This is a genomic window from Streptomyces canus 299MFChir4.1 (assembly GCF_000383615.1).
GTDB classification, from domain to species: Bacteria; Actinomycetota; Actinomycetes; order Streptomycetales; family Streptomycetaceae; genus Streptomyces; species Streptomyces canus_C.
In genome coordinates this window covers 1-26783 of record NZ_KB911595.1, presented here as the reverse complement: position 1 = coordinate 26783, position 26783 = coordinate 1, and the positions used below count along the sequence as shown (strand labels likewise).

Sequence of the window (26783 nt, the reverse complement as noted above, 5' to 3'; positions counted from 1 at the left end):
GGCAGTGGCCTTCTTCGTATGTGCGACAGGTGAAAGAGGCGGGATCCCATGACCACCAAGGCCCAGAAGAGCGACGACGGCAAAGTACGCGGCCGGTTTCTGCTGAAGCTGTCCGGAGAGGCGTTCGCCGGTGGCGGGGGCCTGGGTGTGGACCCCGACGTGGTGCACAAGATCGCTCGTGAGATCGCCGCCGTCGTCCGGGACGGCGCCGAGATCGCCGTCGTCATCGGCGGCGGCAACTTCTTCCGTGGTGCCGAACTCCAGCAGCGCGGCATGGACCGTGCCCGCTCGGACTACATGGGCATGCTGGGCACCGTGATGAACTGCCTCGCCCTCCAGGACTTCCTGGAGAAGGAGGGCATCGACAGCCGGGTGCAGACCGCCATCACCATGGGCCAGGTGGCCGAGCCGTACATCCCGCTGCGCGCCGTGCGCCACCTGGAGAAGGGCCGCGTCGTCATCTTCGGCGCCGGTATGGGCATGCCGTACTTCTCCACCGACACCACCGCCGCGCAGCGCGCCCTGGAGATCGACGCCGAGGCGCTGCTCATGGGCAAGAACGGCGTGGACGGGGTCTACGACTCCGACCCGAAGACCAACCCCGACGCGGTCAAGTTCGACTCCCTCGGATACGGCGAGGTCATCACCCGTGACCTGAAGGTCGCCGACGCCACGGCGGTCACGCTGTGCCGCGACAACAAGCTCCCGATCCTGGTGTTCGAACTCCTGGCGGAGGGAAATATCGCCCGAGCCGTCAAGGGTGAGAAGATCGGCACGCTTGTGGGTGAGCAGGGCAGCCGGGACTGACCCGGGGACAGACCCGGTCCCTGACCGGGGGATGGACAATGTCCTGCCGGTCGGGAACCGTGCAGGAAGAAGACGCGACGCAGCCGGCCGCCGCCCCCAGGCACATGGAACAGCAGCCGGGCCTACTCAAGACACGCAGGAGCAAGTGGTGATCGAAGAGACCCTCCTCGAGGCCGAGGAGAAGATGGAGAAGGCCGTCGTGGTCGCCAAGGAGGACTTCGCCGCGATCCGCACCGGGCGTGCGCACCCGGCGATGTTCAACAAGATCGTGGCCGACTACTACGGTGCGCCGACGCCGATCAACCAGCTGGCTTCGTTCTCCGTGCCGGAGCCGCGCATGGCCGTGGTGACCCCGTTCGACAAGACCGCGCTGCGCAACATCGAACAGGCGATCCGCGACTCCGACCTGGGCGTCAACCCGAGCAACGACGGCAACATCATCCGCGTGGTGTTCCCCGAGCTCACCGAGGAGCGCCGCCGCGACTACATCAAGGTCGCCAAGGCCAAGGCCGAGGACTCCCGGGTGTCCATCCGCTCCGTCCGCCGCAAGGCCAAGGACTCGATCGACAAGCTCGTCAAGGACGGCGAGGTCGGCGAGGACGAGGGCCGCCGTGCGGAGAAGGAGCTCGACGACGCGACGCACAAGTACGTCGCCCAGGTGGACGAGCTCCTCAAGCACAAGGAAGCGGAGCTTCTCGAGGTCTGATGAACGACTCTTCCTGGGCGACGCCGCCTCACACCGGGTACTGGGGGCCGTCCGACCAGGGGCCTGTCCAGGGGGCTGCCCCGGCGGGTCCCGCGTACGATGCGCATGACGCGCAGCACACTCGCCCCATGCCCATCGTGCCCGACGGACCCGCTGTGCCCCGGTACGGCGACGACCAGGATGACGACCGGGGGGCCGCTCGGCTGAGCGGTCCCTTGTTCCGGGACGACACGTTCCGGGACGAGACGTTCCGAGAAGAGACCGCATCGGCGCAGCCCCACCCGGCCGCGCCGCAGAAGCAGAATCCGGAGCCCATGCCCGACTCCTCGCAGCCGGCGCCCGCGCCGCAGAAGAAGAGCGCGGGGCGGGACCTGGGTGCGGCCATAGGGGTCGGCGTCGGACTCGGCGTGGTGATCATCGCGTCGCTGTTCTTCGTCAAGGCCGCGTTCGTCGGCGTGATAGCGGTCGCCGTCGTGGTCGGGCTGTGGGAGCTGACGAAGCGGCTGGAGGAGCGCAAGGGCATCAAGGCGCCGCTCGTGCCCCTGGCGCTCGGCGGGGCCGCGATGGTCGTCTCGGGGTACGTCCGGGGCGCGGAGGGTGCCTGGGTCGCCATGGCGCTCACGGCACTCGCGGTCCTCGTCTGGCGGATGACGGAACCGCCGGAGGGCTACCTCAAGGACGTCACGGCGGCCGTCTTCGCGGCGTTCTACGTCCCGTTCCTGGCCACCTTCGTCGCGATGATGCTGACGGCCGAGGACGGGGCGGCACGCGTCCTGACCTTCCTGCTCCTGACCGTCGTCAGCGACACCGGCGCGTACGCGGTCGGCTGGCGCTTCGGCACCCACAAGCTCGCGCCGCGCATCAGCCCCGGCAAGACCCGCGAGGGCCTGGTCGGAGCGGTGGCGTTCGCGATGGTCGCGGGCGCGCTGTGCATGGAGTTCCTGATCGACGACGGCGTCTGGTGGCAGGGCCTGCTGCTCGGGCTCGCGGTCGCGGCCAGCGCGACGCTCGGTGACCTCGGCGAGTCGATGATCAAGCGGGACCTCGGCATCAAGGACATGGGCACGCTGCTGCCGGGCCACGGCGGCATCATGGACCGCCTGGACTCCCTGTTGCCGACGGCTCCCGTGGTGTGGCTGCTGCTGGTGCTGTTCGTGGGCAGCGGCTGACGTACGACGGTGAGCGAGGGGCGGCAGCGACGGCTGCCGCCCCTTTGCGTTTCGTCACAGCAGACATGGCGGGGCCTGTCGCAGCAGGCAAGGCGGAGCCCAGGTCGGCGCAAATTGTGTGTCAGGCATTGCTTCGCATACGTAAAAGGAGCCGCTTCCGCGGAATCTCGTCCGGGATGCTGACCGTCGCGTCGGTTTTCGAACGGGGGAGCGGGATGAGCGAGCAGTTCGGGGTGGACCCCGAGACGTTGACGGATCTGGCGGGCCGGTTCGACCGGGAGGCGACGGGGCTCGCCGGGCCCATCGGGACGTTCTCGGGCAGCGCGGTGGAGATCGGGCAGGCGTTCGGGCTGCTGGGGGCCTGTGACGGTGCGTCGGAGAAGTACCGGCAGCTGTTGGAGAACACCGTCAAAGCGCTCGGACATCTGCCGGACGTGCTCAGGGGCGACGGCGACCGGCTGCGGCTGAACGCCACCCACTACAGGGACTCGGATCGGACGGCCCTCGACTATCTGCACTCCGCGGCCTCGGGCGGCCGTCCGTGAGCGTCAACGACTGGATAGACGGCAAGGTCCTGGAGATCCTCCAGGCCGCCGGTGTGGAACTCCCCGGCGGCGACGGCGACACCCTCCGGGCCATCGCCCGTTCCTGGGACGCCATGGGCACCGAACTGACGGATGTCGTACGGGCCATGGACTCCGCGATCGCCGGGGTCGACAAGCAGGGCTGGCACGGGGCCGCCCGGGACGCCTTCGAGAAGCACTGGGGCGAGCAGAGGAAGGTCGTCCAGGACGTCGCCGCCAACTTCCACCATGTCGCCGATGGCCTGCGGTCCTACGCCGACGAGATCGACGGGATCAACAAGGAGATCATCGACATCTGCGTCGAGATCGCCGAGATGGAGATCGCCGGGATCGCGCTGTCGTTCTTCACCGGTTTCATCTCCGACCTCGTCGCGAACACGGCGGTGGCGGCGCGGGTGGCCAGGATCGTGGACCTGGTCCGGCTCTTCACGGCGGCGGCGGAGCGGGTGACGGGCCTCCTGGAACGGTTCTCGGGGCTCAGTACGGAGACCGTCGCCACGCTGGAGCGGATGGTCACGGCCGTGGCCAGGGTCGCCGCGACCTTCGCCAAGACGGGGCTGGAGAGCTTCACGACGAACTTCGTGGCGGACTCGGGAAGCATCATGGTGACCCAGGCCGTGAACGGGCAGCCGGTGACCGTCGGCGCCGACGTCAGGAACGGCGCGCTGCTCGCGGGCGGTACGGCGGGCTTCACCGCGGGAGCCGGCGCCGTCGGGGCCCGTCTCACCGGGGTGGCCGGAGACCTCCTGCGCGGGGAGGGCCTGCTCGGCACCGCGGTCAACGGCGCGTTCGGCAACGTCACGGGTGGTCTGACAGCCGACTACGCGAACGGCCAGGACGCGTCGACCATGGGCCAGGACGCCCTGACCAACGCGGTCGCCGGTGCCGCCGGAAACGCTCAGAACCACGGGGTCAACCACGCCCTGAAGGAGCACGGCAGCCTCGGTGGGGAACACCTCAGCGAGCAGGGCAGGCTCGCGGACGGAGCGTTCAAGAACACCGTGGGCACCACCCTCAACACCGGCGTCTACGCCGCCGCCTCAGGTATCGAGGCCGATATCCAGGACCTGACGAAGGACGAGAACGACAAGTGAGCCTTCTCGGCGGAACGGCCCTCGCGGCCGTGTTCACCCCGAACCCCGACCACACCTCCACGTGGTCCGGTTTCTTCGGCTTCCTCGCCCTCGCCATCGGCTGTGCGATCGCTCTGATCGGCCTCTACGCGGCGATCAGCACCTGGCGCGGCCTGGAGCCCTCGCGCCGCCGCGGCCAGGTACTCCCGGTCACCCTCACCGGCGGGTGCTTCCTGGTCGTCGGCGCGGCGGTGGCCGCCCTGGGCATGTGGATCTTCTGAACGCGACTCCGGAATGATCTGCGACGCCATCAAGGGCCCGGCGCGCTCGCTCGCTGCTTCGGGTGATGGAGGGGGCGCCGTACGCGGCCGCGGGTGCGAAGTGGCGTACGCGGGATGGGAGCTGGGGAGAGTGGTGGACTGGGACAAGTGGGGACACCGGGGCGCGGAGTGGCCGTGGGCGTTCGACCGTGATCTCCCGTCCTTGTGTCTCCAGGCCGCCGATGGCAGGGTCCTGGCCCGGGCGCGACGGCCCATTCCATTCCAGGGAGAGGGAATGATGATGACTTACGGCTACATCGCCTCGATGAGGACCCAACCAGGTTCCCGCGGCAAAGTCGTCTCCATTTTGCTGAGTGGTGTGGACGGTCTCCGCGAGGCGGGATGCCACCTCTACGTTGTCAGCGTGTCCGACGACGATGACGTGACGATCTGGGTGACCGAGGTCTGGGAGAGCAAGGGGCATCACGATGCTTCACTAGAGCTGCCGGAGACAAAGGCCGCCATCGGCAAGGCGATGCCGATGCTGACGGGAGAGTTCACCAGGCAGGAGCTGTCTGTCATGGGCGGGCTGGGACTTTAACGTTGTCAAGACCGCCCCGTAGGACTTCACCAACCGGACGGTAGCGTGAGGCCATGGATGAACCTCGGATCAAGGTGTATGGCTCAGCCACCGAAATCACCATTGCGGCCAACGCAGCCGGCCTGCGGGATCTCGCAGAGCGACTCACTGGTCTTGCTGATCCGGAGCTCCGAGGCGGCTACCACGAACATCTTGAGGGTGGCATCAATCTCGAGGACGGATCGATCAGCCTGATCCTGGAGCGGGACGACAAGGTGTAGTCCGCGGGCTGTGCCACTCTCGTGCCGGAACGGACGGGGGGCTCACCGGAACCGCGGTACGGCACGGCACTCAGCGCCAGGCAGGCCCAAGATGGCAAAGACGCTGGTCAGCCGAGCACGTGCCCCACCCTGCCCCACCTCGCTCCTAATGCGGTGCATGACGCTGCGACGGGGCGGCTCCACTACGTCCAGTGCTAGCCCGTCACCACTTTGAACGCCTGGTAGATCTTGGGTTCCGTTTCGGGGATCCCGGCTTCCCGCAGCAGAGGGGCAAGCTCCGCGCCGAACTGCCGAAACGCCTCCTCGGACTCCCAGACATCCGTCACGAACCAGCCGGTCGGGCTGGGGCCGGTGGCGTGGGAGATCAGACCCGCTACCGGCCAGTCCGAGGCCTTCTCAAGACCGCGCCCCTCGGTCATCTTGTTGGTGACCTGCTCGTACTGGGCCTGAGTAGTGCCCGGAAAGTCAAACGTGATGATGATCGCCATGGGGATAACCGCTCTCGGTCGAAGGCAACAACTACTGCTCTGAGCTCACCAGTACGAGAAGGCTGCTGCCAGCGGAGCAGGGCCGTCTGTATGCATCTCGATGTCGCCGGCAGCCGAGACCTCCGCTGCGGAGCCACGTCCTGGCCAGATCGCCCCCTTGTGCGCCCTTCGTGTACGTGTCACACAGTTCAGAGGCGTGACCCGGGGGAGGGGAGCACTGCATGTCGGTGTTGGGTGGCTATCCGGTGGGGCCGTCGGCCTGGGCCGTCGAGCGGTTCGGGCGGCATGCCGGCGCGCTTGCCGCCGCGGTTCCGGTGCAACTGGCCAAGGCGCACGGGAAGGCTCATGCTGCGCACCTCGCTGCGGGTCTGAAGAAGCGGAGTCCGTACGGTCTCGCGCTTGCAGGCGTGGTGCGCGAGAACCTGGCGGAGACGGCGCACCGGCTGGGAGAAGCCGTAAGAGACGTGCGCGGATACGAGTACGCCGTGATCAACGATCACGCCCTCTTCCCGTTCCGGTACGCGGACAGGCCGAGGCCACTGGACCGAGCCCGATTGCCCTCCAACGCGTCGCCCACTCGGCACCGGCTGTTCCGAGCGCACGGGCCGCAGCCCCCGGAAGGCCTGTTCGACGTCGGTGAGGACTTGGCGACCGAGGAGTACCTGGGGCTGCACGACGCGTTCGAGGAGCTGGGAGCTTCCACGAGGCTGGTCTGTGTGTTCTTCACGGCCGACGTCGAAAACGGCATCCACGCCATCCACTGGGGAGATGCCCACCTGGAACCGGACCGCACCTTCACGTGGCCCTACAGGGAACAGCTCCCGGTCGCTCCCGTGCAGCCGGAGTGACGCGCGGTGGCCCTGGGCACCTCCCCACAGGTGACCACCCCCACCCCGCTCCGGGCCTGGGCACCCGGTGATGATCTGCCACACTGGAAGGGTTATGCCTGCACCCGGAGAACTCACTTTCGTCGCCCCCCGCGGAGCCAAGAAGCCGCCGCGGCATCTCGCCGACCTCACGCCCGCCGAACGTAAAGAGGTCGTGGCCGGGATCGGGGAGAAGCCGTTTCGTGCCAAGCAGCTCTCGCAGCACTACTTCGCGCGGTACGCGCACGACCCCGCGGAGTGGACGGACATCCCGGCCGGGGCGCGCGGCAAGCTCCAGGAGGCGTTGCTTCCCGAGCTCATGACCGTCGTACGGCATCTGTCGACCGACCAGGGGACCACGCGCAAGACGCTGTGGCGGCTGTTCGACGGGACGCTCGTGGAGTCGGTGCTGATGCGGTACCCGGACCGGGTGACCATGTGCATCAGCTCGCAGGCCGGGTGCGGGATGAACTGTCCGTTCTGCGCCACCGGGCAGGCGGGGCTCGATCGCAATCTGTCCACCGCCGAGATCGTCCATCAGATCGTGGACGGGATGCGGGCGCTGCGGGACGGGGAGGTGCCGGGCGGGCCCGCGCGGCTCTCCAACATCGTCTTCATGGGGATGGGCGAGCCGCTCGCCAACTACAAGCGGGTGACGCAGTCCATTCGCGCGCTCACCGATCCCGCTCCCGACGGGCTCGGGCTCTCGCAGCGGGGCATCACCGTGTCGACCGTGGGCCTCGTGCCGGCCATTCACCGGTTCTCCGACGAGGGCTTCAAGTGCCGGCTCGCGATCTCCCTGCACGCGCCGGACGACGAGCTGCGCGACACCCTGGTCCCCGTGAACACTCGGTGGAAGGTGCGCGAGGTCCTCGACGCCGGGTTCGAGTACGTCGAGAAGAGCGGGCGCCGGCTGTCCATCGAGTACGCGCTGATCCGGGACATCAACGACCAGGCGTGGCGGGGCGACCGGCTCGGACGGCTGCTCAAGGGCAAGCCCGTGCACGTCAACCTCATCCCGCTGAACCCGACCCCCGGGTCCAAGTGGACCGCCTCCCGGCCCGAGGACGAGAAGGCGTTCGTCGAGGCCATCGCCGCCCATGGTGTGCCGGTGACCGTCCGGGACACCCGTGGACAGGAGATCGACGGGGCCTGTGGCCAGCTCGCGGCCACCGAGCGGTAGTCTGACGACCGTACGTACGTACATCTTCATATCCGACAGGGGAGCGCAACAGCGCTGAGAGTGCGGCAAACGGGCCGCAGACCCTCTGAACCTCGCCCAGGTCATTCTGGGTAGGAAGTTCGGTCATCACCGTGAACAACAAGAAGTTTTTCGCTGCCGTCGTCGGCCTCGGCCTGGTCACGCTGTCCGCGTGCGGATCCTCCGACGGCGACGGTGGCGGCTCCGGCTCCGAGTCCAAGACCGTCACCCTGGTCAGCCACGACTCCTGGGCCGTCTCCAAGAGCGTCCTCGCCGACTTCGAGAAGAAGTCCGGCTACAAGGTCAGGGTCCTGGAGGACGGCGACGCCGGGCAAGCCGTCAACAAGGCCATCCTCACCAAGGACAACCCGCAGGGCGACGTCTTCTTCGGCGTCGACAACACCCTGCTCTCCCGCGCCCTCGACAACGGTCTCTTCCAGTCGTACGAGGCGAAGGGCGCCGACCGGATCAAGACCGAGTACCGGGTCGACCAGGACAAGCACCGGGTCACGCCCATCGACAGCGGCGACATCTGCGTCAACTACGACAAGGCCTGGTTCACCGCGCACAAGCTCCAGCCGCCGACGTCGTACGACGATCTGGTCAAGCCCGCCTACAAGAACCTCCTCGTCACCGAGAACGCCTCCACCTCCTCGCCGGGCCTCGGATTCCTGCTCGGCTCGGCCGCGAAGTACGGGGACGACGGCTGGCAGGGGTACTGGAAGAAGCTCAAGGCCAACGGCGTCAAGGTCGTCGACGGCTGGGAGCAGGCCTACAACGAGGAGTTCTCCGGTTCCGCGGGGGGCAAGAAGGCCAAGGCCGACCGGCCGCTCGTCGTGTCGTACGCCTCCTCGCCGCCCGCCGAGGTGATCTACGCCGACCCGAAGCCGAAGACCGCCCCCACCGGGGTCGCCCAGGGCACCTGCTTCCGGCAGATCGAGTACGCCGGGCTGCTGAGCAACGCGAAGAACACCAAGGGCGGCAAGGCGTTCCTGGACTTCCTGCTCACCAAGGAGTTCCAGCAGGACATGCCGCTCAACATGTTCGTCTACCCGGTCGTGGACGGCGCCCAGGTGCCGGCCGAGTTCACCGAGTACGGCCCGCAGGCCAAGGATCCCGAGACCATGGACCCGGCGAAGATCGCCGACAACCGTGACGACTGGGTCAAGTCATGGACCTCGCTCGTACTGAAGTAAGGCCCCGTCAGGGCGTCAGGAACGCGGCGGCCCGGCTCGGGCTGGTGGCCGTGCCCGTCGCGTTCTTCGCCGTCTTCTTCGCCTATCCCGTCGCCGCGATCGTCACGCGCGGACTCAAGACCGGCGGGACCTGGCAGTTCGGCAGGATCACCGACGTCCTCGCCCAGCCGGACATCCGGCACGTCCTGTGGTTCACCACCTGGCAGGCACTCGTCTCCACCGCGCTCACGCTCCTGGTGGCACTCCCCGGCGCGTATGTCTTCGCGCGCTTCGACTTCCCCGGCAAGCAGGTGCTGCGGGCCGTGGTCACCGTCCCCTTCGTGCTGCCGACCGTCGTGGTCGGTACGGCCTTCCTGGCGCTCGTCGGCCGGGGCGGGCTGCTGGACGAGTGGTGGGGCGTACGGCTGGACACCACCGTGTGGGCGATCCTGCTGGCGCACGTCTTCTTCAACTACGCGGTGGTCGTACGGACCGTCGGCGGACTGTGGGCCCAGCTGGACCCGCGTCAGGAGGAGGCCGCGCGCATGCTGGGCGCGTCCCGGCTCACCGCCTGGCGGACCGTCACGCTGCCCGCGCTCGCGCCCGCCGTGGCCGCCGCCGCGCTGATGGTCTTCCTCTTCACCTTCACCTCCTTCGGTGTCGTGCAGATCCTCGGCGGTCCGACCTTCTCGACCCTTGAGGTGGAGATCTACCGGCAGACCTCGGAGATCTTCGACCTCTCCACCGCCGCCGTGCTGACGCTGATCCAGTTCGTCGCGGTGGGCGCGGTCCTCGCCCTGCACGCCTGGACCGTGCGGCGCCGGGAGACCGCGCTGCGGCTCGTGGACGCGTCCATGACCGCCCGGCGCCCGCGCGGCGCGGGGGAGTGGGGGCTGCTGGCCGGGGTCGTCGGAAGCATCGCCGTCCTGCTGTTCCTGCCGCTCGCCGTGCTGGTGCAGCGCTCCCTCGACGCCCCCGACTTCGGCTACTACCGGGCGCTGACCCGCTCCGACGGCGGGGTCTTCCTCGTCGCGCCGATCGAGGCGGTCGGGAACTCGCTGGAGTACGCCCTCGCCGCGACCGCCATCGCGGTGGTGGTCGGGGGGCTCGCGGCGACCGCGTTGACACGGCGGGACGCGGGGCGGTTCGTGCGGGGCTTCGACGCGCTGCTGATGCTGCCGCTCGGGGTGTCCGCGGTGACCGTGGGCTTCGGGTTCCTGATCTCCCTCGACGAGCCGCCGCTGGACCTGAGGCAGTCCTGGATCCTGGTGCCGCTCGCGCAGGCGCTGGTCGGGGTGCCGTTCGTCGTGCGGACCATGCTGCCCGTGCTGCGGGCCGTGGACCACCGGCTGCGGGAGGCCGCGGCCGTGCTCGGGGCCACGCCGTGGCGGGTGTGGCGGGAGATCGATCTCCCCATGGTGCGGCGGGCGTTGCTGATCGCGGCGGGCTTCGCCTTCGCCGTGTCGCTGGGCGAGTTCGGGGCGACCGTGTTCATCGCACGGCCCGACAACCCGACGCTGCCGGTCGCCGTGGCCCGGCTGCTCGGCCGGGCCGGCGACCTCAACTACGGCCAGGCGATGGCCCTTTCGACGATCCTGATGGTGGTGTGCGCGGTGGCGCTGCTGATCCTTGAACGGCTGCGGACCGACCGGACCGGGGAGTTCTGATGCTGCTGAGTCTCCAGGGCGCGACGGTTCGGTTCGGCGGCCGGGCCGTGCTCGACGGGGTCGGTCTCGAGGTCGCCGAGCACGAGATCGTGTGCGTGCTCGGGCCCAGTGGCAGTGGGAAGTCGACCCTGCTGCGGGCGGTGGCCGGACTCCAACCCCTCGACGCCGGGCGGGTGTCACTCGACGGACACGACCAGGGCGGGGTGCCCGCGCACCGACGCGGGGTCGGGCTGATGTTCCAGGACCATCAGCTGTTCCCGCAGCGGGACGTGGGCGCCAACGTGGCCTTCGGGCTGCGGATGCACGGGGCCGGCAAGGGCCAACAGGACGAGCGGGTGCGGGAGTTGCTCGACCTCGTCGGCCTTCCGGGAGCCGGGCGGCGGGCGGTGGCCGCGCTCTCCGGCGGTGAACAGCAGCGGGTCGCGCTGGCCCGGGCGCTCGCCCCGCGGCCCCGGCTGCTGATGCTCGACGAACCGCTCGGGCAGCTGGACCGGTCGCTGCGGGAGCGGCTGGTCGTCGAACTGCGGGAGCTGTTCGGGCGGTTGGGCACCACTGTGCTCGCGGTCACCCACGACCAGGGCGAGGCCTTCGCGCTCGCCGACCGGGTCGTGGTGATGCGGGACGGGCGGATCGCCCAGTCCGGCACGCCACTTGAGGTCTGGCAGCGTCCGGCGGACGAGTTCGTGGCCCGCTTCCTCGGCTTCGAGAACGTGGTCGACGGGACGGTGACCGGCGAGGCGGCGGACACCGCGTGGGGGAAGGTGCCGGTGCCTCCGGGAGCCGCCCAGGGAGCCCGGAGCGTACTGGTGCGGCCCGCGGGAGTACGGCTCGTGGCGGCCGGCGAGGGGCTGCGCTGCACGGTCGCCGCACGCACCTTCAAGGGCACGCATGTCGCCGTACAACTGCACCCCTCGGAAGGTGACGGGCCGCGGTTGGAGGCCGCGTGTGCGCTGCGCGAGGCTCCGGAGGTCGGGGACGCGGTCGGGGTGGAGTTCGACGCGGCCGAAATTGTCGTGCTGGGCTGACCGGGGCGGACCTACAGTGCGGGGCATGACCCTGCTCCCGCACGACCGCTACTGCGACGAGATCGCCCACCAGGTCGGCCTGCTGAGGACCGTGGTGACCTCCGGGGCCGACCTGTCCGCCACCGTGCCCACCTGCCCGGACTGGTCGATGGAGCGGCTGGTGCGGCACACCGGGGGCGCCCTGCGCTGGGCGGAGTCGATGGTGCGGACCCGGGCGCGGGAGGCGGTGCCCGAGGACCGGGTGCCCTTGGGGGAGGGGCCCGGGAACGCGGCTGAGCTCGACGCGTGGCTCGCCGAGACCGGTGACCTGCTCGTCGCCACGCTCCGGGAGGCCGGCCCCGACGCCGAGGTGTGGTCCTGGGCCGGGATTCCGACCTCGGGTTTCTGGGCCCGCAGGATGACCCACGAACTCACGATCCACCGCGCCGACGCCGCGCTCGCCGCCGGGCAGCCGTACGAGGTCGCTGCGGACATCGCCGCCGACGCGATCGACGAGTGGCTCCAGATCGTCGAGTTCGCGCAGCGGACCATGCCGCACGACGCGGCGAGGGAGCTGCGCGGCCCCGGCCGCAGCATCCACCTGCACGCCACCGACGGAACGTGGGGGACGGTGGTCGAACTCACCGAGGACGTCATCGTCCGGCGGCCCGGGCACGAGAAGGCGACCGTCGCGCTGCGCGGCCCGCTGACCGCCGTCCTGCTCGCCTTCTACCGGCGACTGCCCCTGGACAGCCCGGAGTTGGAAGTGCTCGGGGAGCGGGAGCTGCTGGACTTCTGGCTGGAGCGGGCCACGTTCGGGTGAGGTCGTGGCTGTGGCCCGCCCCCACACCGGGGACGGGCCACAACGGTCGATCAGCTACGGCGTCAGCGGCTGCCGGCGCCACGACGGCGCAGGCCGAAGAACACCGCGCCGCCGCCGAGGGCGACCAGGGCGATGGCGATCCCGGCGATCAGGCCGGTGTTGGAGTTCGCACCGGTCTCGGCGAGGTTGGAGTCGCCGGCCGCGGGCGACGGGGCGTTGCTCTCGACGGTCGCCGGAGCGGTGGTGCCCTCGGAGGCCGACGGGGTCGGGGTCGGGGACTCCTCGGCCGGAGTGCTGGCGGAGTCCGACGGGGTGGGCGTCGGCGTCGGGGTCGGCGTGTCCTCGGTCTTGCAGGCGGTCGCCGGGGTGATCAGGTTGGTCTTGATGTCCTCGCCCTTGATGTAGGGCAGGGCTTCCACGTGGATGCGGTACTCGGCGTTGGGCGCCCAGTCCTCCTGGAAGGTGATGGTGGTGCCGTCCTTGGAACCCTTCACCGTCTGCTCGCCGACCTTCTTGGCGTCGGCGCCGTTGTTCTGCAGGTACACAGAGACGGTGGCCTCGACACCGGACTTGTCCACGTCAGTCACGGTGATGATGCCCTTTTCGCCGTCGCACTTGGCTTCGGCGGAGAACTCGTTGATGTTGCAGGCAAGGGCGTTGCCGGAGGCGCCGAGCACGATCGCGGTCGAGGCGGCGGCGACGCCGAGGAAGCGCGCGGCGCGGGAGGTGCGGCGGGATATGGGCGTGAATGCCACGTTCATCCTTCACGGGGTGCGCAAATGCGGGGGGTTGAAAGGACGGTGACGCGTCATCACCGTCCCCACGAGTCTCACAGGTCTATAAGCGCTGCATAAGAAGTGTCAACGTGTAGACGCCCTACAACCGTTGGCTTTGCCATTTTATTACACAGAGAGACGTTTCAGCGCCGCCGGAGCGTCCTCGATCCGGTCAACCAGGGCGATTCGGGACTCCATCGACCTCTCCCGCGCGAGCGCCTGGAGCAGCGGCCAGGTGGGCAGCTTCTCGGTCCAGTGGACGCGGTCGACGAGGACCATCGGCGTGGGTTCGCCGCGCGACTCGTAGTAGTTGGGCGTCGCGTTGTCGAAGATCTCCTGCACGGTGCCTGCGGCGCCCGGCAGGAAGACCACGCCCGCGTTCGAGCGGGCGAGCAGACCGTCCTCGCGGGTGGCGTTCGCGAAGTACTTGGCGATGCGCGAGGCGAAGGCGTTCGGCGGCTCGTGCCCGTAGAACCAGGTCGGGATGCCGACGGAAAGGCCGCCCCGGGGCCGGCGGGCGCGGACGTCGAAGGCGGCGCGCGCCCAGTCGGTGATCGAGGGCGTGAACGACGGTGCCGCGGCGAGGAGTTGGCACGCCTCGTCGAGCATGGAGTCCTCGAAGGGGGCCGCGTAGGCGCCCAGGTTGGCCGCCTCCATCGCGCCCGGACCGCCGCCGGTGGCCACGGTGAACCCGGCGCGGGCCAGTTCGCGGCCCAGGCGGGCGGCACCGGCGTATTCGCGTGTCCCGCGGGCCATCGCGTGGCCGCCCATCACGCCCACGACCCGGGCGCCGCGCAGGAGTTCGTCGAGGGCGTCGGAGACGGCGTCGTCGTGCAGGGCGCGGAGCGTCGACGCGTATATGTCCCCGTCGGCCCTGGTCCGCTGGAACCAGGCGTAGGCCAGGGCGTCGGGAGTCTGCTCGTAGCCCTTCTCCAGCCCGTCGAACAACTCGTCGGGGGAGTACAGCAGTCCGCGGTACGGATCGAAGGGCAGGTGGGGGACGGGCGGGAAGACCAGCGCGCCGTCCGCGCGGAGCTTCTCCGCGGCGTTCTCCCGCATCGGGCAGCCGAGGAACACGGCGCCCGAGGTGTCGGTGGCCAGCAACTCTCGTGTCCGGTCCGTCAGATCGACGGACTGGACCCGGAAGCCGGTGAGGGTGCCGCGGGCCGGTACGACCGCGTCGAACTCCTCCAGCGTCTCGATCTCACGGTCGTCGTGGTGTGCCGCGTGGGCGGGACTCGTCTGCACCCGCCCATGCTCGCACGCCGGATTCCGGCCCGGGGGTCAGCCCTGGATCGCCGCCGGGTCCATCCACACCACCTCCCAGCCGTGGCCGTCCAGGTCGTTGAAGGAACGGCCGTACATGAATCCCTGGTCCTGCACGTCGTCGTTGGCCGTACCCCCCGCGGCGACGGCCCTCTCGACCAGTTCGTCCACCTTCGCGCGGCTCTCGGCGCTCAGGCAGAGCAGCACCTGGCTGGTCTTCGTCGGGTCCGCGATCTCCTTCTTGGTGAACGTCGCGTAGAACGGCTTCGTGAGCAGCATCGCGACGATCGTCTCGCTGATCACGACCGAGGCCGCCTTGTCGTCGCTGAACTGTTCGTTGAGCGTGTAGCCGAGCCCCGTGTAGAACTTCTTCGAGGCGTCGAGGTCGTTCACGGGCAGGTTGACGAAGATCATCTGCTGATAGGCAGGCGCGGTCATCGGAGTCTCCCATCGGGTGCGTGCTGTACGCGGGGTAGACGGGCGGGGTCGGCGGAACTCATCGCTGCCGCGGGCCTTTTCTTCAGCCGGTCAGCGGGAGCGCCGCCAGCTCGGCCACGACCAGGGTCAGCGGGCCGAAGAGGGCCAGCAGGGCGCCGGCGCGGAGGGCCGCCGCGCTGCGGAGCATCGTCGCGGGGGCGCCGAGGCGGACGAGCGCGGCCGTGGTGTGCGACCTCGCGTGCTTCGCCTCCACGGCGGCGGTGAGCAGTGTGGCGATGGTGCAGCTCGTCACGAGGGCCAGGCCCAGGGTGGTGAGGGGGCCCACCTCCGGGCCCGTGCCGTCGTACAGGGTGGTCATCGCGTAGGTGCCGGAGGCCACCGCGCAGACGATGCCCAATGGGCGGCCGATACGGGTGGCCTCCGCCATGAGGACCCTTCCGGCGAGGAGGCGGAGGGCGCCTGGCCGGGTGGACTGGAGGAGACGGCCGCAGAGGTGGGTGAGACCGGGTCCGGCGATCGCCAGGCCCACGGCGGTCAGGAGCCAGCCGACGAGGACGGAGGGGGTGCCCGCGAGGCCGCCGGGGAGAGGGGCGGCGGGGTCGGTGCCCTGACGGTTGGCGTAGGCCTCCACGGCCAGACCGGCGGCGAGGACCGCGACGCCCCAGGGGAGCCCCTTGGGTGCCTCCTTGGGGGAGGGAAGGACCGCTGGGTCGAGGTCGTCGGTCCGGCCGTCCTCGGCGGGCGGTCCTGCGGGGACGTCCTCGCCGACCCGAGCCGACGGGGTGCCGGCCCGCTTCGGCTCGTGAGCCACCGCAGCGGCGTTACGGTCTTCGGCGGGCTCTCCCGCCGTCCGGCGCGCGCGGAAGCGGCCGTACGCCCCGAAGGGCTCCCCGGCGGCCGTCCTGCCGTACGCCCCGAAGCGGCCGTACGACCGCGCCTCCCTCTTCGCCGCCGCCGGCCTGTCGTCCCGTGGCCGCAGCACGAGTCCCACCGTCACGGAGGCGATCGCCGGGACCAGGCCCAGCAGGGTCAGGGCCGCCGGCAACGGGAGGGGGGCGTCCGCGGCCAGGAAGTCCGCCGCCGCTCCGTCGAAGGGCATACCCGTCAGGTCGCCCCGCAGATGGAGGAAGAAGAGCAGCGCCAGCATCGAGCCGAGGGTGCACGAGAGGGCCGTCGTCGCGGCCGTGACGGCCATCAGGCGGGCCGGGCCGAGGCCGATCGCCGCGAGACCCGGGCGGGGACGGGTGCCCGGGTCGGTGCGGGCGACCGCCAGGGCGAAGTGGACCGTCGCCGCCAGCGGGGTCAGGCACCACGCCAGGCGCAGGACGGCGCCCGACGCGTCCTCGGGGTGGCTGATCGCGTGGCCGAGGGTGCACAGGAGGAGGAAGCCCGTGCCCGCCGACGCGAGGGCCACCAGGAGGCGGCGCAGCTGTACGGCGGGACGGGCGCCCCGGGTCAGACGGAGAGCGAGCACGCGGTACGGCCTTCCGAGTCGGCCATCGGGGGCAGGTGCACGGTGTTCACCCGGCGTCCGTCCAGGAGGGTGACCGTGCGGTCCGCCAGGGCTGCGGTGTCGGGGTCGTGCGTCGCCAGGACCACGGTGATGCCGTGGGAGCGGGCGGCCGTCGTGAGCGTGCGCAGGACGTGGGCGCGGTCCGCCCGGTACAGCGGGGCCGTCGGTTCGTCCGCGAACAGGACCGACGGGGCCGGGGCCAGGGCGCGGGCGACGCAGACGCGCTGGCGTTCGGACTGGGTCAGCTCGTGCGGGCGGCAGCGCGTCCGGTCGCCGATGTCGAGGCGCTCCAGCCACTCCAGGGCGGCCGTCCTGGCGCGCCGGCGACCGGTGCCGCGCAGCATGAGGGGGAGGGCGGCGTTCTCCCAGGCGTTGAGCTCCGGGACGAGCACCGGGGCCGGGTCGATCCAGCCGAAGCGGTCACGGCGCAGGCGCTCACGGGTCATCGGGCCCATGGTGTGCACGGGCACGCTGTTGAACCAGACCTCGCCGCGCTGGGCCGGGGCGAGTCCCGACAGGCATCTGAGCAGTGCGGTCTTGCCGCTGCCGCGCGGCCCGCTGACGGCGAGGATCTCTCCCTCGCGCACTCCGAGGGACACACCCTGGAGCGCCGGTGAGCCGTCGCGGTGGGTGAAGTGCAGGGAGCGTGCCCAGAGCACATCGTTGTCCGGCGGGGCCTCCATGGGCGTACACCTCGTTCTGGTCCGTTGTGCCTTGCAATCCCCCGAGCGGGGGAACGAAAGCAGGGCCGATCGGTTACCAGGCACGCTAGGGAGGCGGGGGCGGGACGCCGTACAGCACACGGCCCGGGGTGCGTGCCTGTCACTCGGACGGACGCACCCCGGGCCGCGTGAGCCGCTCAATCGCCGGGGGCCGGAACCGGGGGCTAGAGCTTGGTCCAGGCCTCGGTGAGGGTCGCGCGCAGGATCTGCTCGATCTCGTCGAAGGTCCCCTGGTCGGAGATCAGCGGCGGGGCGAGCTGGACGACCGGGTCGCCGCGGTCGTCGGCACGGCAGTACAGGCCGTTGTCGTACAGCGCCTTGGAGAGGAAGCCGTACAGGACGCGCTCGGTCTCCTCGTCGTTGAAGGACTCCTTGGTCACCTTGTCCTTGACCAGCTCGATGCCGTAGAAGAAGCCGTTGCCGCGGACGTCGCCGACGATCGGCAGGTCGTGCAGCTTCTCCAGGGTGGCGCGGAAGGCGCCCTCGTTGTCGAGGACGTGCTGGTTGAGGTTCTCGCGCTCGAACAGGTCGAGGTTGGCCAGGCCCACCGCGGCCGACACGGGGTGGCCGCCGAAGGTGTAGCCGTGCAGGAAGGTGTTGTCGCCCTTGTAGAACGGCTCGGCCAGGCGGTCGGAGATGATGCAGGCGCCGATCGGGGAGTAGCCCGAGGTCATGCCCTTGGCGCAGGTGATCATGTCCGGGACGTAGTCGAACTTGTCGCAGGCGAACATGGTTCCGAGGCGGCCGAAGGCGCAGATGACCTCGTCGGAGACCAGCAGCACGTCGTACTGGTCGCAGATCTCGCGCACCCGCTGGAAGTAGCCGGGCGGAGGCGGGAAGCAGCCGCCCGCGTTCTGGACCGGCTCCAGGAAGACCGCGGCGACGGTGTCCGGGCCCTCGAAGAGGATCTGCTGCTCGATCTGGTCGGCGGCCCAGCGGCCGTACGCCTCGGGGTCGTCGCCGTGGATCGGGGCGCGGTAGATGTTGGTGTTCGGGACCTTGTGGGCGCCCGGGACCAGCGGCTCGAACGGGGCCTTGAGGGCCGGCAGACCGGTGATGGACAGGGCGCCCTGCGGGGTGCCGTGGTAGGCGACCGCGCGGGAGATGACCTTGTACTTGGTCGGCTTGCCGGTGAGCTTGAAGTACTGCTTGGCGAGCTTCCAGGCGGTCTCGACCGCCTCGCCGCCACCGGTCGTGAAGAAGACCTTGTTGAGGTCGCCGGGCGCGTGCTGCGCGAGGCGCTCCGCGAGCTCGACGGCCTTCGGGTGGGCGTAGGACCATACCGGGAAGAACGCCAGTTCCTGCGCCTGCTTGAACGCAGCCTCGGCGAGTTCGACGCGCCCGTGGCCGGCCTGGACCACGAACAGGCCCGCGAGACCGTCCAGGTAGCGCTTGCCCTTGTCGTCGTAGATGTAGGTGCCCTCGCCCCGGACGATGGTCGGGACCGGGGAGTTCTCGTACGAGGACATGCGGGTGAAGTGCATCCACAGGTGGTCGTACGCGGTGCGGCTGAGGTCCTTGGAGCTCACGGTTATCGGGTCCTCACGGTTATCGGGTTCCCCACATGTAGGTCTGCTTCTTGAGCTTCAGATAGACGAAGCTCTCGGTGGAGCGCACTCCGGGGATGGCCCGGATACGGCGGTTGATGACCTCCAGGAGGTGGTCGTCGTCCTCGCAGACGATCTCCACCATCAGGTCGAAGGAGCCGGCGGTCATCACCACGTACTCGCACTCGGACATGGAGGTCAGCGCGTCGGCCACGGACTCGACATCACCCTCGACGTGAATGCCGACCATCGCCTGGCGCCGGAACCCCACGGTGAGCGGGTCCGTGACGGCGACGATCTGCATCACGCCCTGGTCGAGCAGCTTCTGGACGCGCTGGCGCACGGCCGCCTCGGACAGGCCGACGGCCTTGCCGATCGCGGCGTACGGACGGCGGCCGTCCTCCTGGAGCTGCTCGATGATGGCGAGGGAGACGGCGTCCAGGTTCGGGCTGCTGCCGTTCCTGGCCTCGCTCCTGGACTCGCGGGAGTCCCTGGGGTCTGTGCTTCGGCTGGCCACGAGCTCACTGTGCACGACGTCTCGACGGTTTCGCAAGGTTGAGGCGATGAAATTCGTTGTTTACGTGACGGAGACCTGCGGATTTCGCAGCCTTGGCCGGATCGGGGGTGTTGAAAACGTGGGGCTCCCGATTAGGGTGGGTGTCTCAGTCAGTGGACAGTTCCAACCCCTCAGGAGGCCGGCAGTGAGCACCGAACTGCGTCGTCTGCGCAACTACATCGACGGTGAGTTCCGGGACGCCGCCGACGGACGGACCACGGACGTGGTCAACCCCGCGACCGGTGAGGCGTACGCGACCGCGCCGCTGTCCGGGCAGGCGGACGTGGACGCGGCGATGGCGGCGGCCGCGGCGGCCTTCCCGGTCTGGCGCGACAAGACGCCCGCCGAGCGGCAGAAGGCCCTGCTGAAGATCGCGGACGCGTTCGAGGAGCGGGCCGAGGAACTCATCGCGGCCGAGGTGGAGAACACCGGCAAGCCGATCGGCCTGACGCGGGACGAGGAGATCCCGCCCATGATCGACCAGATCCGCTTCTTCGCGGGTGCGGCGCGGATGCTGGAGGGCCGGTCGGCCGGTGAGTACATGGAGGGCCTGACCTCCATCGTGCGGCGTGAGCCGGTAGGTGTCTGCGCGCAGGTCGCGCCGTGGAACTACCCGATGATGATGGCCGTGTGGAAGTTCGCGCCGGCGATCGCGGCGGGCAACACGGTGGTGCTGAAGCCGTCGGACACGACGCCCGCGTCGACCGTGCTGATCGCGGAGATCATCGGCGGGATCCTGCCGAAGGGTGTCTTCAACGTCATCACCGGCGACCGCGACACCGGGCGGCTGATGGTCGAGCACCCGACGCCGGCGATGGCGTCGATCACCGGGTCGGTGCGGGCCGGTATGTCGGTCGCCGAGTCCGCGTCCAGGGACCTGAAGCGGGTGCACCTGGAGCTGGGCGGCAAGGCCCCGGTCGTCGTCTTCGAGGACACCGACATCGCGAAGGCCGTCGAGGACATCTCGGTGGCGGGCTTCTTCAACGCCGGGCAGGACTGCACGGCGGCCACGCGGGTGCTGGTGCAGTCCTCGATCCACGACGAGTTCGTCGCGGCGCTGGCGAAGGCCGCCGCCGACACGAAGACCGGGCAGCCGGACGACGAGGACGTGCTGTTCGGTCCCCTGAACAACCCGAACCAGCTCAAGCAGGTCTCCGGGTTCATCGAGCGGCTGCCCGCGCACGCCAAGGTCGAGGCGGGCGGTCACCAGGTCGGCGAGAAGGGGTACTTCTACGCTCCGACCGTCGTGTCCGGGCTGAAGCAGGACGACGAGATCATCCAGAACGAGGTGTTCGGACCGGTCATCACCGTGCAGTCCTTCTCCGACGAGGAGCAGGCCGTCTCGTGGGCCAACGGCGTCGAGTACGCCCTCGCGTCCTCGGTGTGGACCAAGGACCACGGCCGCGCGATGCGGATGTCCAAGAAGCTCGACTTCGGCTGCGTGTGGATCAACACCCACATCCCGCTGGTCGCCGAGATGCCGCACGGCGGGTTCAAGAAGTCGGGGTACGGCAAGGACCTGTCGGGTTACGGGTTCGAGGACTACACGCGGATCAAGCACGTGATGACGTCGTTGGACGCGTAGCTTCTTCGGCGCTTCTTCGGCGTTTCTTCGGCCGCGGGGGTGTGGGGGCTGGTCGCGCGGTTCCCCGCGCCCCTGGGTGGCTCGGGGCCCGCCCCTGCGTCGGCCCCGCTCAGTGGTAGTACGTGTCGAACGACCCGATCCACCACGCGGCCGACGGCAGGAGGCACAGCTGCACCCCGGCCGTGATCCAGCAGCGGCACAGGGCCGCCGTGCCGAAGGTCCACCACGCCGTCGCGCGCAGCGCGTTCACCGCGTCAGCCTGATAGGTCTGCCCGGCGGGATCCATCATGCCGGGGTAGCCCATCCAGCCCTCGGTGAAGATGCCGTCCGAGCCGAAGACGACGACCAGCGAGATGAACCACAGGTCGGCCAGGAGAGCCGTCACCGCGAGTGCCACGTCGAAGCGCCGGTAGGCGGGCGTCGGCACCAGCAGCCGTACGGCCGGGTTTCCGTCGCTCCGCACCCAGTCCAGTGACCGGACGCGCACCAGCGTGGCGACCGCGTACCCCAGCGCGGTCAGGGCCGCCAGCCACCCGCCCATGAAGAGCAGGCCGAAGAACAGCATCACGAGACTCACGCAGGACCAGAGGTCCGACTGCGCTGGAATGGTTCCCTCCGCGCTGATCGCCGACCCCGGAAACGCGACCGCCTTCGCCGCACCGCGGTGGGCCTCACCGAGTGGACCGCCGTCAGCGCCGACACCGGTTTCGCACGTGAGCCCGCGGGCACGTTGGGGAGGCATGAGCGGCGGGCGGTCGCCCCGGTACCGCCTCAGCGACGGCCACCTTGCCTCCGGCCTGCTGTCGAAAGGGTGGGGATGAGCAGATTCGGCCGGGAGGCCCACGGCTCGGATGCCGCGCTGCGGAGAAACGCGCTGCTGACCTGTGCGGTCTCCGTCGTGACGCTGGTCGCCGGCGTCATGATGCTCCTGAACGGCCTGGTGAAGGGCTGGATCTGCGTCGGTCTCGCCGTGCTCCACACGGGCTTCGTCCTCGTGGCGACGCGGGTCAGGGCCCGTAGAAGCGCGGGGCGTTAGGTGGCGCTCCGCGCCGTCGACCCCCCTGTGTGTGCCGTCCCGGCGGGGGTATCCGCTGCGCACCGCACCCGTCGGGCCGGCCCCGGCCAATCGGAAGGAGAGGTACCGCATGTCCGCGTCCCTCGTGGAAACCGTCGATATCGAGGCTCCCGTCGCCGTCGCCTGGGCACTGTGGAGCGATGTGGCCCGGTGGCCGACCTTTCTGAGCCACGTACGCCTGGTGGAGCGGCTGGACGAGCGCCGTTTCGCCTGGCAGCTCCAACTTCCCGGAGCCGACAAGAACTTCGTCGCCGAGCTCACCGAGGTCGTCCCCGAGGACCGCATCGCCTGGCGCACGGTGGAGGGGGTGCACCACGCGGGCGTGGTCACCTTCCACCGGCTCAGTGACACCACGAGCCGGGTGACCCTCCAGATCGAGTACGACCCGAAGGGGTTCGTCGAGCACCTCGGCGCGCTGACGAACCTCGACTCCGCCCTCGCCAACTACGACCTCGGCGAGTTCCAGAAGCTGGCGGAGACCGCCGCGTCCTGACCAGGCTTTTGAACATGTTCAATTCCAGGCGTACGCTGCTGCCATGAGCGACAGAGCCGCCCGTCTCAGGGGCATCCGCGCATGGCTGGTCTTCTTCGTCGTCTGCCTGGTGCTCAGCGGCGCCACGGCCTTCCCGCTGGTCCACGAACTGCGCTGGACCGAGGAGGTGTTGCGGCACCTTCCCGCGCCGGACGCCCTGACGGACTGGATCGCGCGCGTCCGGCGCGGGCTCGACACCGCCGACTCCGACTACCCCTTCCTCCTCTACGGCACGGACTGGCTGGCCTTCGCCCACCTGGTCATCGCGGTCGCCTTCTACGGCCCCTACCGCGACCCGGTCCGCAACATCTGGGTCGTCGAGTTCGCGATGATCGCCTGCGCCGGGATCGTCCCCCTCGCCCTGATCTGCGGGCCCGTCCGGGGTATCCCGTTCTGGTGGAGCGTGATCGACATGGCCTTCGGGGTGTTCGGGGTGCTCCCGCTGTACGTCGTACGGCGGAAGATCAAGCGGCTGGAGGCGCTTGTCCCGTACCAGCCCACGCCCGACACCCCTGCCGTGCCCGCTACTTGAGCGCGGCCGCGATGATCCGGACGACGACCGGGTTCGCGTCCTCGCTCTTGGCGTCGGTGGAGTTGACCGAGTACACGACCGTACGGCTCAGGTCGCAAGTGGCGGCGATCGCCGAGTTGTAGCCGTACCGGCCACCGGACTTGACCCAGTAGACCTTCCCCTCGGACTCGAAGCGCTGGAGGCCGCCCGCGCTGTAACTCGCGCCTGCGATGCCCGAAGGGACCGAGAACACCTCCCTCAGCCGCGGCCGCGGGACGATCCGGCCCCGGAAGAGGCCGGTGAGCAGTCGCTCCAGGTCCGCGGTCGTGGAGATCATGTCCCCGGCCGCGAACCGGTCCGCCTGGTTCCACTCGGTGACGTCCAGGAACTGGGTCGTCCCGTCGGCCTTCCGCACCGCCTGGTAGCCCCGGTTGTGCGGACCGAGGATGCGCGGGTCGGTGCCCGGGAAGTACGTGTCCCGCATCCCGGCCGGCCTGAGCACCAGCCGGGCGGCCTCGGAGGCGTACGACCGCCCGGTCACCCTCTCGATCAGCAGGCCGAGGAACGTGTAGTTGATGTTGAGATAGTGCTGCTGCCTCCCCGGGCAGAACTCCGGCTCCTTCGCACCCGCGGACGCGGCGACCCGCTGAGGCGTGAGCGTGTCGAAGCGGTGGGCGTACACCTCCTCGAAGGTGGTGCCTAGACCGTCGCCCGCCGGGATGCCGCTGGTGTGGTCGAGCAACTGCCGTACCGTGACCGGCCGGAACCGCCCGCCGAGGAGGCCGGGCAGGTAGTGCTGGACCGGCGTGTCCAGGTCGATCCGCCCCTCGTGCACCAGCCGCAGTACGGCCGCCGCCGTGACCACCTTGGTCGTCGAACCGGCCCGGAACCGCGCGTCCGGATCGGCGGGCCGTCCGCTCTCCAGATCGTGCACGCCCGAACTGCCGTGCCAGCGGCCCTCGGTGCCGCCGACCCGGACCAGGGCCGCCGTGGCGTTCGCGTCGGGGAGCCCCGCGATCGCCGCGCGCAGCGCCTCGGCGTCCGGTGCGGAGCCTGTGGTCGTGGTCACGGTCGTGATTGCGGTCGCGGACGCGGTCGGCAGGCCGGCGGTCAGGGGAAGGGCGAGGGCGCCGGCGAGGATGCTTCTGCGGCGAATGTCACGCATGAGTCGGCTCCTGCGGATGCGGGATGCGGGATGCGGGATGTGTGTGATCATCCTGCGTGGCTGCCGAGGTGACGGGATCGTCGGCGGGAAGGGGCCGGCCCCTGGCGGAACCCTGAGCAACTCCGGCTGCTTTCAAGGGAGTTGTGGGGGGAGTCCCCTAGGGGGCGAAAGAGTGTTGTCGCGGAGCCCTTCACTCCGTCTCCACGGACGGTTTCTGGTGCTGGCTGGTCGCCATCGCCATGCGCCAGGTGCCGTACGAGGCGGTCGTCGAGGTCGTCCGAACGCACCGGGTCCGCCGCACCTTCGGCGCACGTCGTGAAGGCAGGCCTTCCACCTGTGCCACGTCGACGTCTGGCGGCTGACCCCGCCCGTCTTCGACGGCCGCCCCCTCGCGGTGCCGCTGTGCGGGGACGACGAGGGGGCCCTGACAGGAGGGGGCGGACGCTCAGGCGATCGCGCCGCCGCGGGCGTACTCAGGGGTCTGACTCCCGTCCGCGTGCGCTCTCAGCGCGCAGAGCACGTCCACCCGGTTCGTCGTGATCGAGTCGACGCCCAGTGCGGCGAGGCGGCGCATCGAGCGGCGGGTGTCGGGTGTCCACACGGAGATCAGGTAGCCGTCGGCGTGGATACGGTCCGCGAGGTCCCGGTCCATCAGGCCGAAGCGGTAGTTGAGCCAACGCGGCTTCACCGCGTCCAGGAGGGCCGGGCGCGGGGGCGCCAGGCTCGTCCAGGTGAGCGCGATCTCCGCGGACGGGTCGGCCTCGCGGACGGCCAGCATGGCGGTGGCGTCGGCGCAGTAGTACACGCGGTCCAGGGCACCGCACTCACGGACCACGTCGACCACGCGGCGGGCCACTCGTACCTCTCTCGTGCCGGGCAGATCGAGCATCAGGCGGTGGCCTTCGGTGGCTTCGAGGGCCTGGGCGAGTGTCGGCACCCTCCCGTCCGTCAGCCCTCGTACCTCGTCCGCCGACAGGGAGAGGAGCGGGCGGTCGTGCTCCCACAGTCGCTTGAGCGTCTCGTCGTGGAGCAGCACCGGCACGCCGTCCCCGGTGAGCCGTACGTCGACCTCCACCGCGTCCGCGCCCCGGTCGAGCGCGGCACGCAGGGAGTCGATCGTGTTCTCACGGACGCGGTAGGGGTCGCCGCGGTGTGCCACGGCCGTCAGCGGGGTCACGGCGCGAGCCAGGAGGCCGTGTATGTGTCGATCTCGTCCTTGATCCTGGTCTTGCCGGGCTCGTCGAGGAACGACGCGTCGACCGCGTTCTTCGCGAGTCGGGCCAGGCCCTCTTCGTCGAGGTCCAGGAGCCGCGCCGCCACCGCGTACTCGCTGTTCAGGTCCGTGCCGAACATCGGGGGGTCGTCGGAGTTGATCGTGATGACTATCCCCGCCTTCACGAACTCCCTGATCGGGTGCTCGTCGAGGGTGCGGACGGCTCGGGTGGCGATGTTGGAGGTGGGGCACACCTCCAGCGGGATGCGGTGTTCCGCGAGGTGCGTGAGGAGCTTCGGGTCCCGGAAGGAACTCGTGCCGTGGCCGATGCGCTCGGCGCGCAGGTGGGTGAGGGCGTCCCACACGGTCTCCGGGCCGGTCGTCTCGCCGGCGTGCGGGACCGAGTGCAGACCGGCGGCGATCGCCCTGTCGAAGTACGGCTTGAACTGGGGGCGGGGGACGCCGATCTCGGGTCCGCCGAGGCCGAAGCTGACCAGGCCCTCCGGGCGGACGCGGTCGTCGGTGGCGAGGCGGGTCGTCTCCTCGGCGGCTTCCAGACCGGCCTCACCGGGGATGTCGAAGCACCAGCGCAGTACCGTGCCGAACTCCGACTCCGCCGCCTTGCGGGCGTCCTCGACGGCCTCCATGAAGGCGCGCTCGTCGATGCCGCGGCGGGTCGAGGAGAACGGGGTGATGGTGAGCTCGGCGTAACGGACCTGCTGGCGCGCGAGGTCCCTTGCGACCTCGTAGGTGAGGAGCCGTACGTCCTCGGGGGTGCGGATCAGGTCCACGACGCTGAGGTAGACGTCGATGAAGTGGGCGAAGTCCGTGAAGGTGAAGTAGTCGACGAGTGCCTCGGGGTCCGTGGGGACCTTGGAGTCGGGGTGGCGGGCGGACAGTTCGGAGACGATGCGGGGGGAGGCCGAGCCGACGTGGTGGACGTGGAGTTCGGCCTTGGGCAGGTCGGCGATGAAGGCGTGCAGGTGGTGGGGCGTCGTCGGCATGGGGCCTTCCCTTGCGGTGATCGGCTGATCGATGCGGAACATGTTAGGCGGGTGGGGGTGCCTGCGGCGGCGGTGCGGTGTCTTGTGCGGGTGCGGGTGCGGGTGCGGGTGCGGGTGCGGGTTGGTGGGGGCGGGCGTTTTGCGCAGTTCCCCGCGCCCCTGGTGCCTGCGGCGCAGCTGCGGGTCCGGTGGGGGC

General features: G+C 69.9%; 30 protein-coding genes and 1 pseudogene. 19 read left to right on the top strand and 12 right to left on the bottom strand.

Annotated features, from left to right (window positions below):
* The first annotated feature begins 48 nt into the window (after nt 1–48).
* From pyrH to H293_RS50060, 8 genes are all read left to right on the top strand, one after another.
* Nucleotides 49–807 (top strand): UMP kinase, encoded by a 759-nt coding sequence (pyrH, locus tag H293_RS0126995; RefSeq protein WP_020120963.1) that lies wholly within the window; start codon nt 49–51, stop codon nt 805–807.
* Nucleotides 808–955: 148 nt separating this feature from the next.
* Nucleotides 956–1513, top strand: coding sequence for a ribosome recycling factor (frr, locus tag H293_RS0126990; RefSeq protein WP_020120962.1), 558 nt, complete (start codon nt 956–958; stop codon nt 1511–1513).
* Nucleotides 1513–2682, top strand: a complete 1170-nt coding sequence (locus H293_RS0126985; protein WP_033415710.1) for a phosphatidate cytidylyltransferase — start codon at nt 1513–1515, stop codon at nt 2680–2682. Before frr ends, H293_RS0126985 begins: the two co-directional genes overlap by 1 nt.
* A gap of 215 nt (nt 2683–2897) precedes the next feature.
* Nucleotides 2898–3227, top strand: coding sequence for a WXG100 family type VII secretion target (locus H293_RS0126980; RefSeq protein ID WP_259294545.1), 330 nt, complete (start codon nt 2898–2900; stop codon nt 3225–3227).
* Nucleotides 3224–4360: a WXG100 family type VII secretion target gene (locus H293_RS0126975; RefSeq protein WP_020120959.1), complete on the top strand. Its 1137-nt coding sequence runs from the start codon at nt 3224–3226 to the stop codon at nt 4358–4360. Before H293_RS0126980 ends, H293_RS0126975 begins: the two co-directional genes overlap by 4 nt.
* Nucleotides 4357–4620 carry a hypothetical protein gene (locus tag H293_RS0126970; protein ID WP_020120958.1) on the top strand — a complete coding sequence of 88 codons (264 nt, stop codon included), beginning with the start codon at nt 4357–4359 and terminating at the stop codon, nt 4618–4620. Before H293_RS0126975 ends, H293_RS0126970 begins: the two co-directional genes overlap by 4 nt.
* Nucleotides 4621–4894: 274 nt before the next feature.
* The gene (locus H293_RS0126965; protein ID WP_259294544.1) at nt 4895–5200 is read left to right on the top strand and encodes a putative quinol monooxygenase; all 306 of its coding nucleotides are present in this window, start codon (nt 4895–4897) and stop codon (nt 5198–5200) included.
* 53 nt (nt 5201–5253) lie between these two features.
* A complete protein-coding gene (locus tag H293_RS50060) occupies nt 5254–5460 on the top strand; it encodes an Imm32 family immunity protein (RefSeq protein ID WP_020120956.1) in 207 nt (68 codons plus the stop codon).
* A 194-nt stretch (nt 5461–5654) separates the two neighbouring features.
* Here the strand turns inward: H293_RS50060 and H293_RS0126955 are convergent, their stop codons facing one another.
* A complete protein-coding gene (locus H293_RS0126955; RefSeq protein ID WP_020120955.1) occupies nt 5655–5948 on the bottom strand; it encodes a hypothetical protein in 294 nt (97 codons plus the stop codon).
* Nucleotides 5949–6169: 221 nt separating this feature from the next.
* On the opposite strand from H293_RS0126955, the gene H293_RS0126950 reads away from it, so the two are divergent.
* The 6 genes from H293_RS0126950 (at nt 6170) to H293_RS0126925 (ending at nt 12684) form a co-directional block, all read left to right on the top strand.
* Nucleotides 6170–6796 (top strand): hypothetical protein, encoded by a 627-nt coding sequence (locus H293_RS0126950; RefSeq protein WP_020120954.1) that lies wholly within the window; start codon nt 6170–6172, stop codon nt 6794–6796.
* A 94-nt stretch (nt 6797–6890) separates the two neighbouring features.
* The gene (gene rlmN, locus H293_RS0126945; protein WP_020120953.1) at nt 6891–7997 is read left to right on the top strand and encodes a dual-specificity RNA methyltransferase RlmN; all 1107 of its coding nucleotides are present in this window, start codon (nt 6891–6893) and stop codon (nt 7995–7997) included.
* A 131-nt stretch (nt 7998–8128) separates the two neighbouring features.
* Nucleotides 8129–9211, top strand: a complete 1083-nt coding sequence (locus H293_RS0126940; protein WP_020120952.1) for a thiamine ABC transporter substrate-binding protein — start codon at nt 8129–8131, stop codon at nt 9209–9211.
* A complete protein-coding gene (locus tag H293_RS0126935) occupies nt 9187–10857 on the top strand; it encodes an ABC transporter permease (protein WP_078612674.1) in 1671 nt (556 codons plus the stop codon). The genes H293_RS0126940 and H293_RS0126935 overlap by 25 nt, the downstream gene beginning before the upstream one ends.
* A complete protein-coding gene (locus H293_RS0126930) occupies nt 10857–11882 on the top strand; it encodes an ABC transporter ATP-binding protein (protein ID WP_020120950.1) in 1026 nt (341 codons plus the stop codon). Before H293_RS0126935 ends, H293_RS0126930 begins: the two co-directional genes overlap by 1 nt.
* A 25-nt stretch (nt 11883–11907) precedes the next feature.
* Nucleotides 11908–12684, top strand: coding sequence for a maleylpyruvate isomerase family mycothiol-dependent enzyme (locus H293_RS0126925; RefSeq protein ID WP_020120949.1), 777 nt, complete (start codon nt 11908–11910; stop codon nt 12682–12684).
* Nucleotides 12685–12746: 62 nt separating this feature from the next.
* On the opposite strand, the gene H293_RS0126920 is transcribed toward H293_RS0126925, so the two are convergent.
* The 7 genes from H293_RS0126920 to H293_RS0126890 all read right to left on the bottom strand — a co-directional run bounded on the left by H293_RS0126920 (nt 12747) and on the right by H293_RS0126890 (nt 19478).
* Nucleotides 12747–13445: an LAETG motif-containing sortase-dependent surface protein gene (locus tag H293_RS0126920; protein WP_051138165.1), complete on the bottom strand. Its 699-nt coding sequence runs from the start codon at nt 13443–13445 to the stop codon at nt 12747–12749.
* A 141-nt stretch (nt 13446–13586) separates the two neighbouring features.
* Nucleotides 13587–14708, bottom strand: a complete 1122-nt coding sequence (locus H293_RS0126915; RefSeq protein ID WP_020120947.1) for an LOG family protein — start codon at nt 14706–14708, stop codon at nt 13587–13589.
* 36 nt (nt 14709–14744) lie between these two features.
* A complete protein-coding gene (locus tag H293_RS0126910; protein ID WP_020120946.1) occupies nt 14745–15164 on the bottom strand; it encodes a VOC family protein in 420 nt (139 codons plus the stop codon).
* Nucleotides 15165–15246: 82 nt separating this feature from the next.
* Nucleotides 15247–16638, bottom strand: coding sequence for a hypothetical protein (locus H293_RS0126905; protein WP_020120945.1), 1392 nt, complete (start codon nt 16636–16638; stop codon nt 15247–15249).
* Nucleotides 16620–17360 (bottom strand): ABC transporter ATP-binding protein, encoded by a 741-nt coding sequence (locus H293_RS0126900; protein WP_020120944.1) that lies wholly within the window; start codon nt 17358–17360, stop codon nt 16620–16622. Before H293_RS0126900 ends, H293_RS0126905 begins: the two co-directional genes overlap by 19 nt.
* Before the next feature lie 203 nt (nt 17361–17563).
* A complete protein-coding gene (locus tag H293_RS0126895) occupies nt 17564–18928 on the bottom strand; it encodes an aspartate aminotransferase family protein (RefSeq protein WP_020120943.1) in 1365 nt (454 codons plus the stop codon).
* 19 nt (nt 18929–18947) lie between these two features.
* Nucleotides 18948–19478 carry an Lrp/AsnC family transcriptional regulator gene (locus H293_RS0126890; protein ID WP_020120942.1) on the bottom strand — a complete coding sequence of 177 codons (531 nt, stop codon included), beginning with the start codon at nt 19476–19478 and terminating at the stop codon, nt 18948–18950.
* A gap of 169 nt (nt 19479–19647) precedes the next feature.
* Here H293_RS0126890 and H293_RS0126885 point away from each other — a divergent pair, with 169 nt between their 5' ends.
* A complete protein-coding gene (locus H293_RS0126885) occupies nt 19648–21087 on the top strand; it encodes a gamma-aminobutyraldehyde dehydrogenase (protein ID WP_020120941.1) in 1440 nt (479 codons plus the stop codon).
* A 109-nt stretch (nt 21088–21196) separates the two neighbouring features.
* Here the strand turns inward: H293_RS0126885 and H293_RS0126880 are convergent, their stop codons facing one another.
* Nucleotides 21197–21664: a hypothetical protein gene (locus H293_RS0126880; RefSeq protein ID WP_259294543.1), complete on the bottom strand. Its 468-nt coding sequence runs from the start codon at nt 21662–21664 to the stop codon at nt 21197–21199.
* A 240-nt stretch (nt 21665–21904) separates the two neighbouring features.
* Here H293_RS0126880 and H293_RS0126875 point away from each other — a divergent pair, with 240 nt between their 5' ends.
* The 3 genes from H293_RS0126875 (at nt 21905) to H293_RS0126865 (ending at nt 23226) form a co-directional block, all read left to right on the top strand.
* Nucleotides 21905–22123, top strand: a complete 219-nt coding sequence (locus H293_RS0126875; protein ID WP_020120939.1) for a hypothetical protein — start codon at nt 21905–21907, stop codon at nt 22121–22123.
* Between the two features lie 109 nt (nt 22124–22232).
* On the top strand, nt 22233–22655 hold the full coding sequence (locus H293_RS0126870) for an SRPBCC family protein (RefSeq protein ID WP_020120938.1): 423 nt from the start codon (nt 22233–22235) through the stop codon (nt 22653–22655).
* 43 nt (nt 22656–22698) lie between these two features.
* Nucleotides 22699–23226, top strand: coding sequence for a hypothetical protein (locus H293_RS0126865; protein WP_020120937.1), 528 nt, complete (start codon nt 22699–22701; stop codon nt 23224–23226).
* Here the strand turns inward: H293_RS0126865 and H293_RS0126860 are convergent.
* Nucleotides 23219–24370 (bottom strand): serine hydrolase domain-containing protein, encoded by a 1152-nt coding sequence (locus H293_RS0126860; protein ID WP_020120936.1) that lies wholly within the window; start codon nt 24368–24370, stop codon nt 23219–23221. The two genes, H293_RS0126865 and H293_RS0126860, sit on opposite strands and share 8 nt — an antisense overlap.
* Before the next feature lie 288 nt (nt 24371–24658).
* Between H293_RS0126860 and H293_RS60275 the strand changes: the two are divergent.
* Nucleotides 24659–24797: pseudogene (locus tag H293_RS60275) on the top strand (NADP oxidoreductase); the annotation flags it as partial.
* A gap of 18 nt (nt 24798–24815) precedes the next feature.
* Here the strand turns inward: H293_RS60275 and H293_RS50055 are convergent.
* Both H293_RS50055 and H293_RS0126850 read right to left on the bottom strand, forming a co-directional pair.
* Nucleotides 24816–25547, bottom strand: coding sequence for a glycerophosphodiester phosphodiesterase (locus tag H293_RS50055; RefSeq protein WP_020120935.1), 732 nt, complete (start codon nt 25545–25547; stop codon nt 24816–24818).
* Nucleotides 25544–26587, bottom strand: a complete 1044-nt coding sequence (locus H293_RS0126850; protein WP_020120934.1) for an adenosine deaminase — start codon at nt 26585–26587, stop codon at nt 25544–25546. Before H293_RS0126850 ends, H293_RS50055 begins: the two co-directional genes overlap by 4 nt.
* Nucleotides 26588–26783 lie beyond the last annotated feature (196 nt).

Excerpts from the sequence above, each read along its gene's own strand:
- H293_RS0126965 (WP_259294544.1), top strand. The coding sequence starts at position 4,895 with ATGATGATGACTTACGGCTACATCGCCTCGATGAGGACCCAACCAGGT.
- H293_RS50060 (WP_020120956.1), top strand. The coding sequence starts at position 5,254 with ATGGATGAACCTCGGATCAAGGTGTATGGCTCAGCCACCGAAATCACC.
- H293_RS0126865 (WP_020120937.1), top strand. The coding sequence starts at position 22,699 with ATGAGCGACAGAGCCGCCCGTCTCAGGGGCATCCGCGCATGGCTGGTC.
- H293_RS0126950 (WP_020120954.1), top strand. The coding sequence starts at position 6,170 with ATGTCGGTGTTGGGTGGCTATCCGGTGGGGCCGTCGGCCTGGGCCGTC.
- H293_RS0126910 (WP_020120946.1), bottom strand. The coding sequence starts at position 15,164 with ATGACCGCGCCTGCCTATCAGCAGATGATCTTCGTCAACCTGCCCGTG.
- H293_RS0126955 (WP_020120955.1), bottom strand. The coding sequence starts at position 5,948 with ATGGCGATCATCATCACGTTTGACTTTCCGGGCACTACTCAGGCCCAG.
- H293_RS0126850 (WP_020120934.1), bottom strand. The coding sequence starts at position 26,587 with ATGCCGACGACGCCCCACCACCTGCACGCCTTCATCGCCGACCTGCCC.
- H293_RS0126875 (WP_020120939.1), top strand. The coding sequence starts at position 21,905 with ATGAGCAGATTCGGCCGGGAGGCCCACGGCTCGGATGCCGCGCTGCGG.
- H293_RS0126935 (WP_078612674.1), top strand. The coding sequence starts at position 9,187 with ATGGACCTCGCTCGTACTGAAGTAAGGCCCCGTCAGGGCGTCAGGAAC.
- H293_RS0126920 (WP_051138165.1), bottom strand. The coding sequence starts at position 13,445 with ATGAACGTGGCATTCACGCCCATATCCCGCCGCACCTCCCGCGCCGCG.
- H293_RS0126985 (WP_033415710.1), top strand. The coding sequence starts at position 1,513 with ATGAACGACTCTTCCTGGGCGACGCCGCCTCACACCGGGTACTGGGGG.
- H293_RS0126980 (WP_259294545.1), top strand. The coding sequence starts at position 2,898 with ATGAGCGAGCAGTTCGGGGTGGACCCCGAGACGTTGACGGATCTGGCG.
- H293_RS0126870 (WP_020120938.1), top strand. The coding sequence starts at position 22,233 with ATGTCCGCGTCCCTCGTGGAAACCGTCGATATCGAGGCTCCCGTCGCC.
- H293_RS0126860 (WP_020120936.1), bottom strand. The coding sequence starts at position 24,370 with ATGCGTGACATTCGCCGCAGAAGCATCCTCGCCGGCGCCCTCGCCCTT.
- H293_RS0126930 (WP_020120950.1), top strand. The coding sequence starts at position 10,857 with ATGCTGCTGAGTCTCCAGGGCGCGACGGTTCGGTTCGGCGGCCGGGCC.
- H293_RS0126925 (WP_020120949.1), top strand. The coding sequence starts at position 11,908 with ATGACCCTGCTCCCGCACGACCGCTACTGCGACGAGATCGCCCACCAG.
- pyrH (WP_020120963.1), top strand. The coding sequence starts at position 49 with ATGACCACCAAGGCCCAGAAGAGCGACGACGGCAAAGTACGCGGCCGG.
- rlmN (WP_020120953.1), top strand. The coding sequence starts at position 6,891 with ATGCCTGCACCCGGAGAACTCACTTTCGTCGCCCCCCGCGGAGCCAAG.
- H293_RS0126900 (WP_020120944.1), bottom strand. The coding sequence starts at position 17,360 with ATGGAGGCCCCGCCGGACAACGATGTGCTCTGGGCACGCTCCCTGCAC.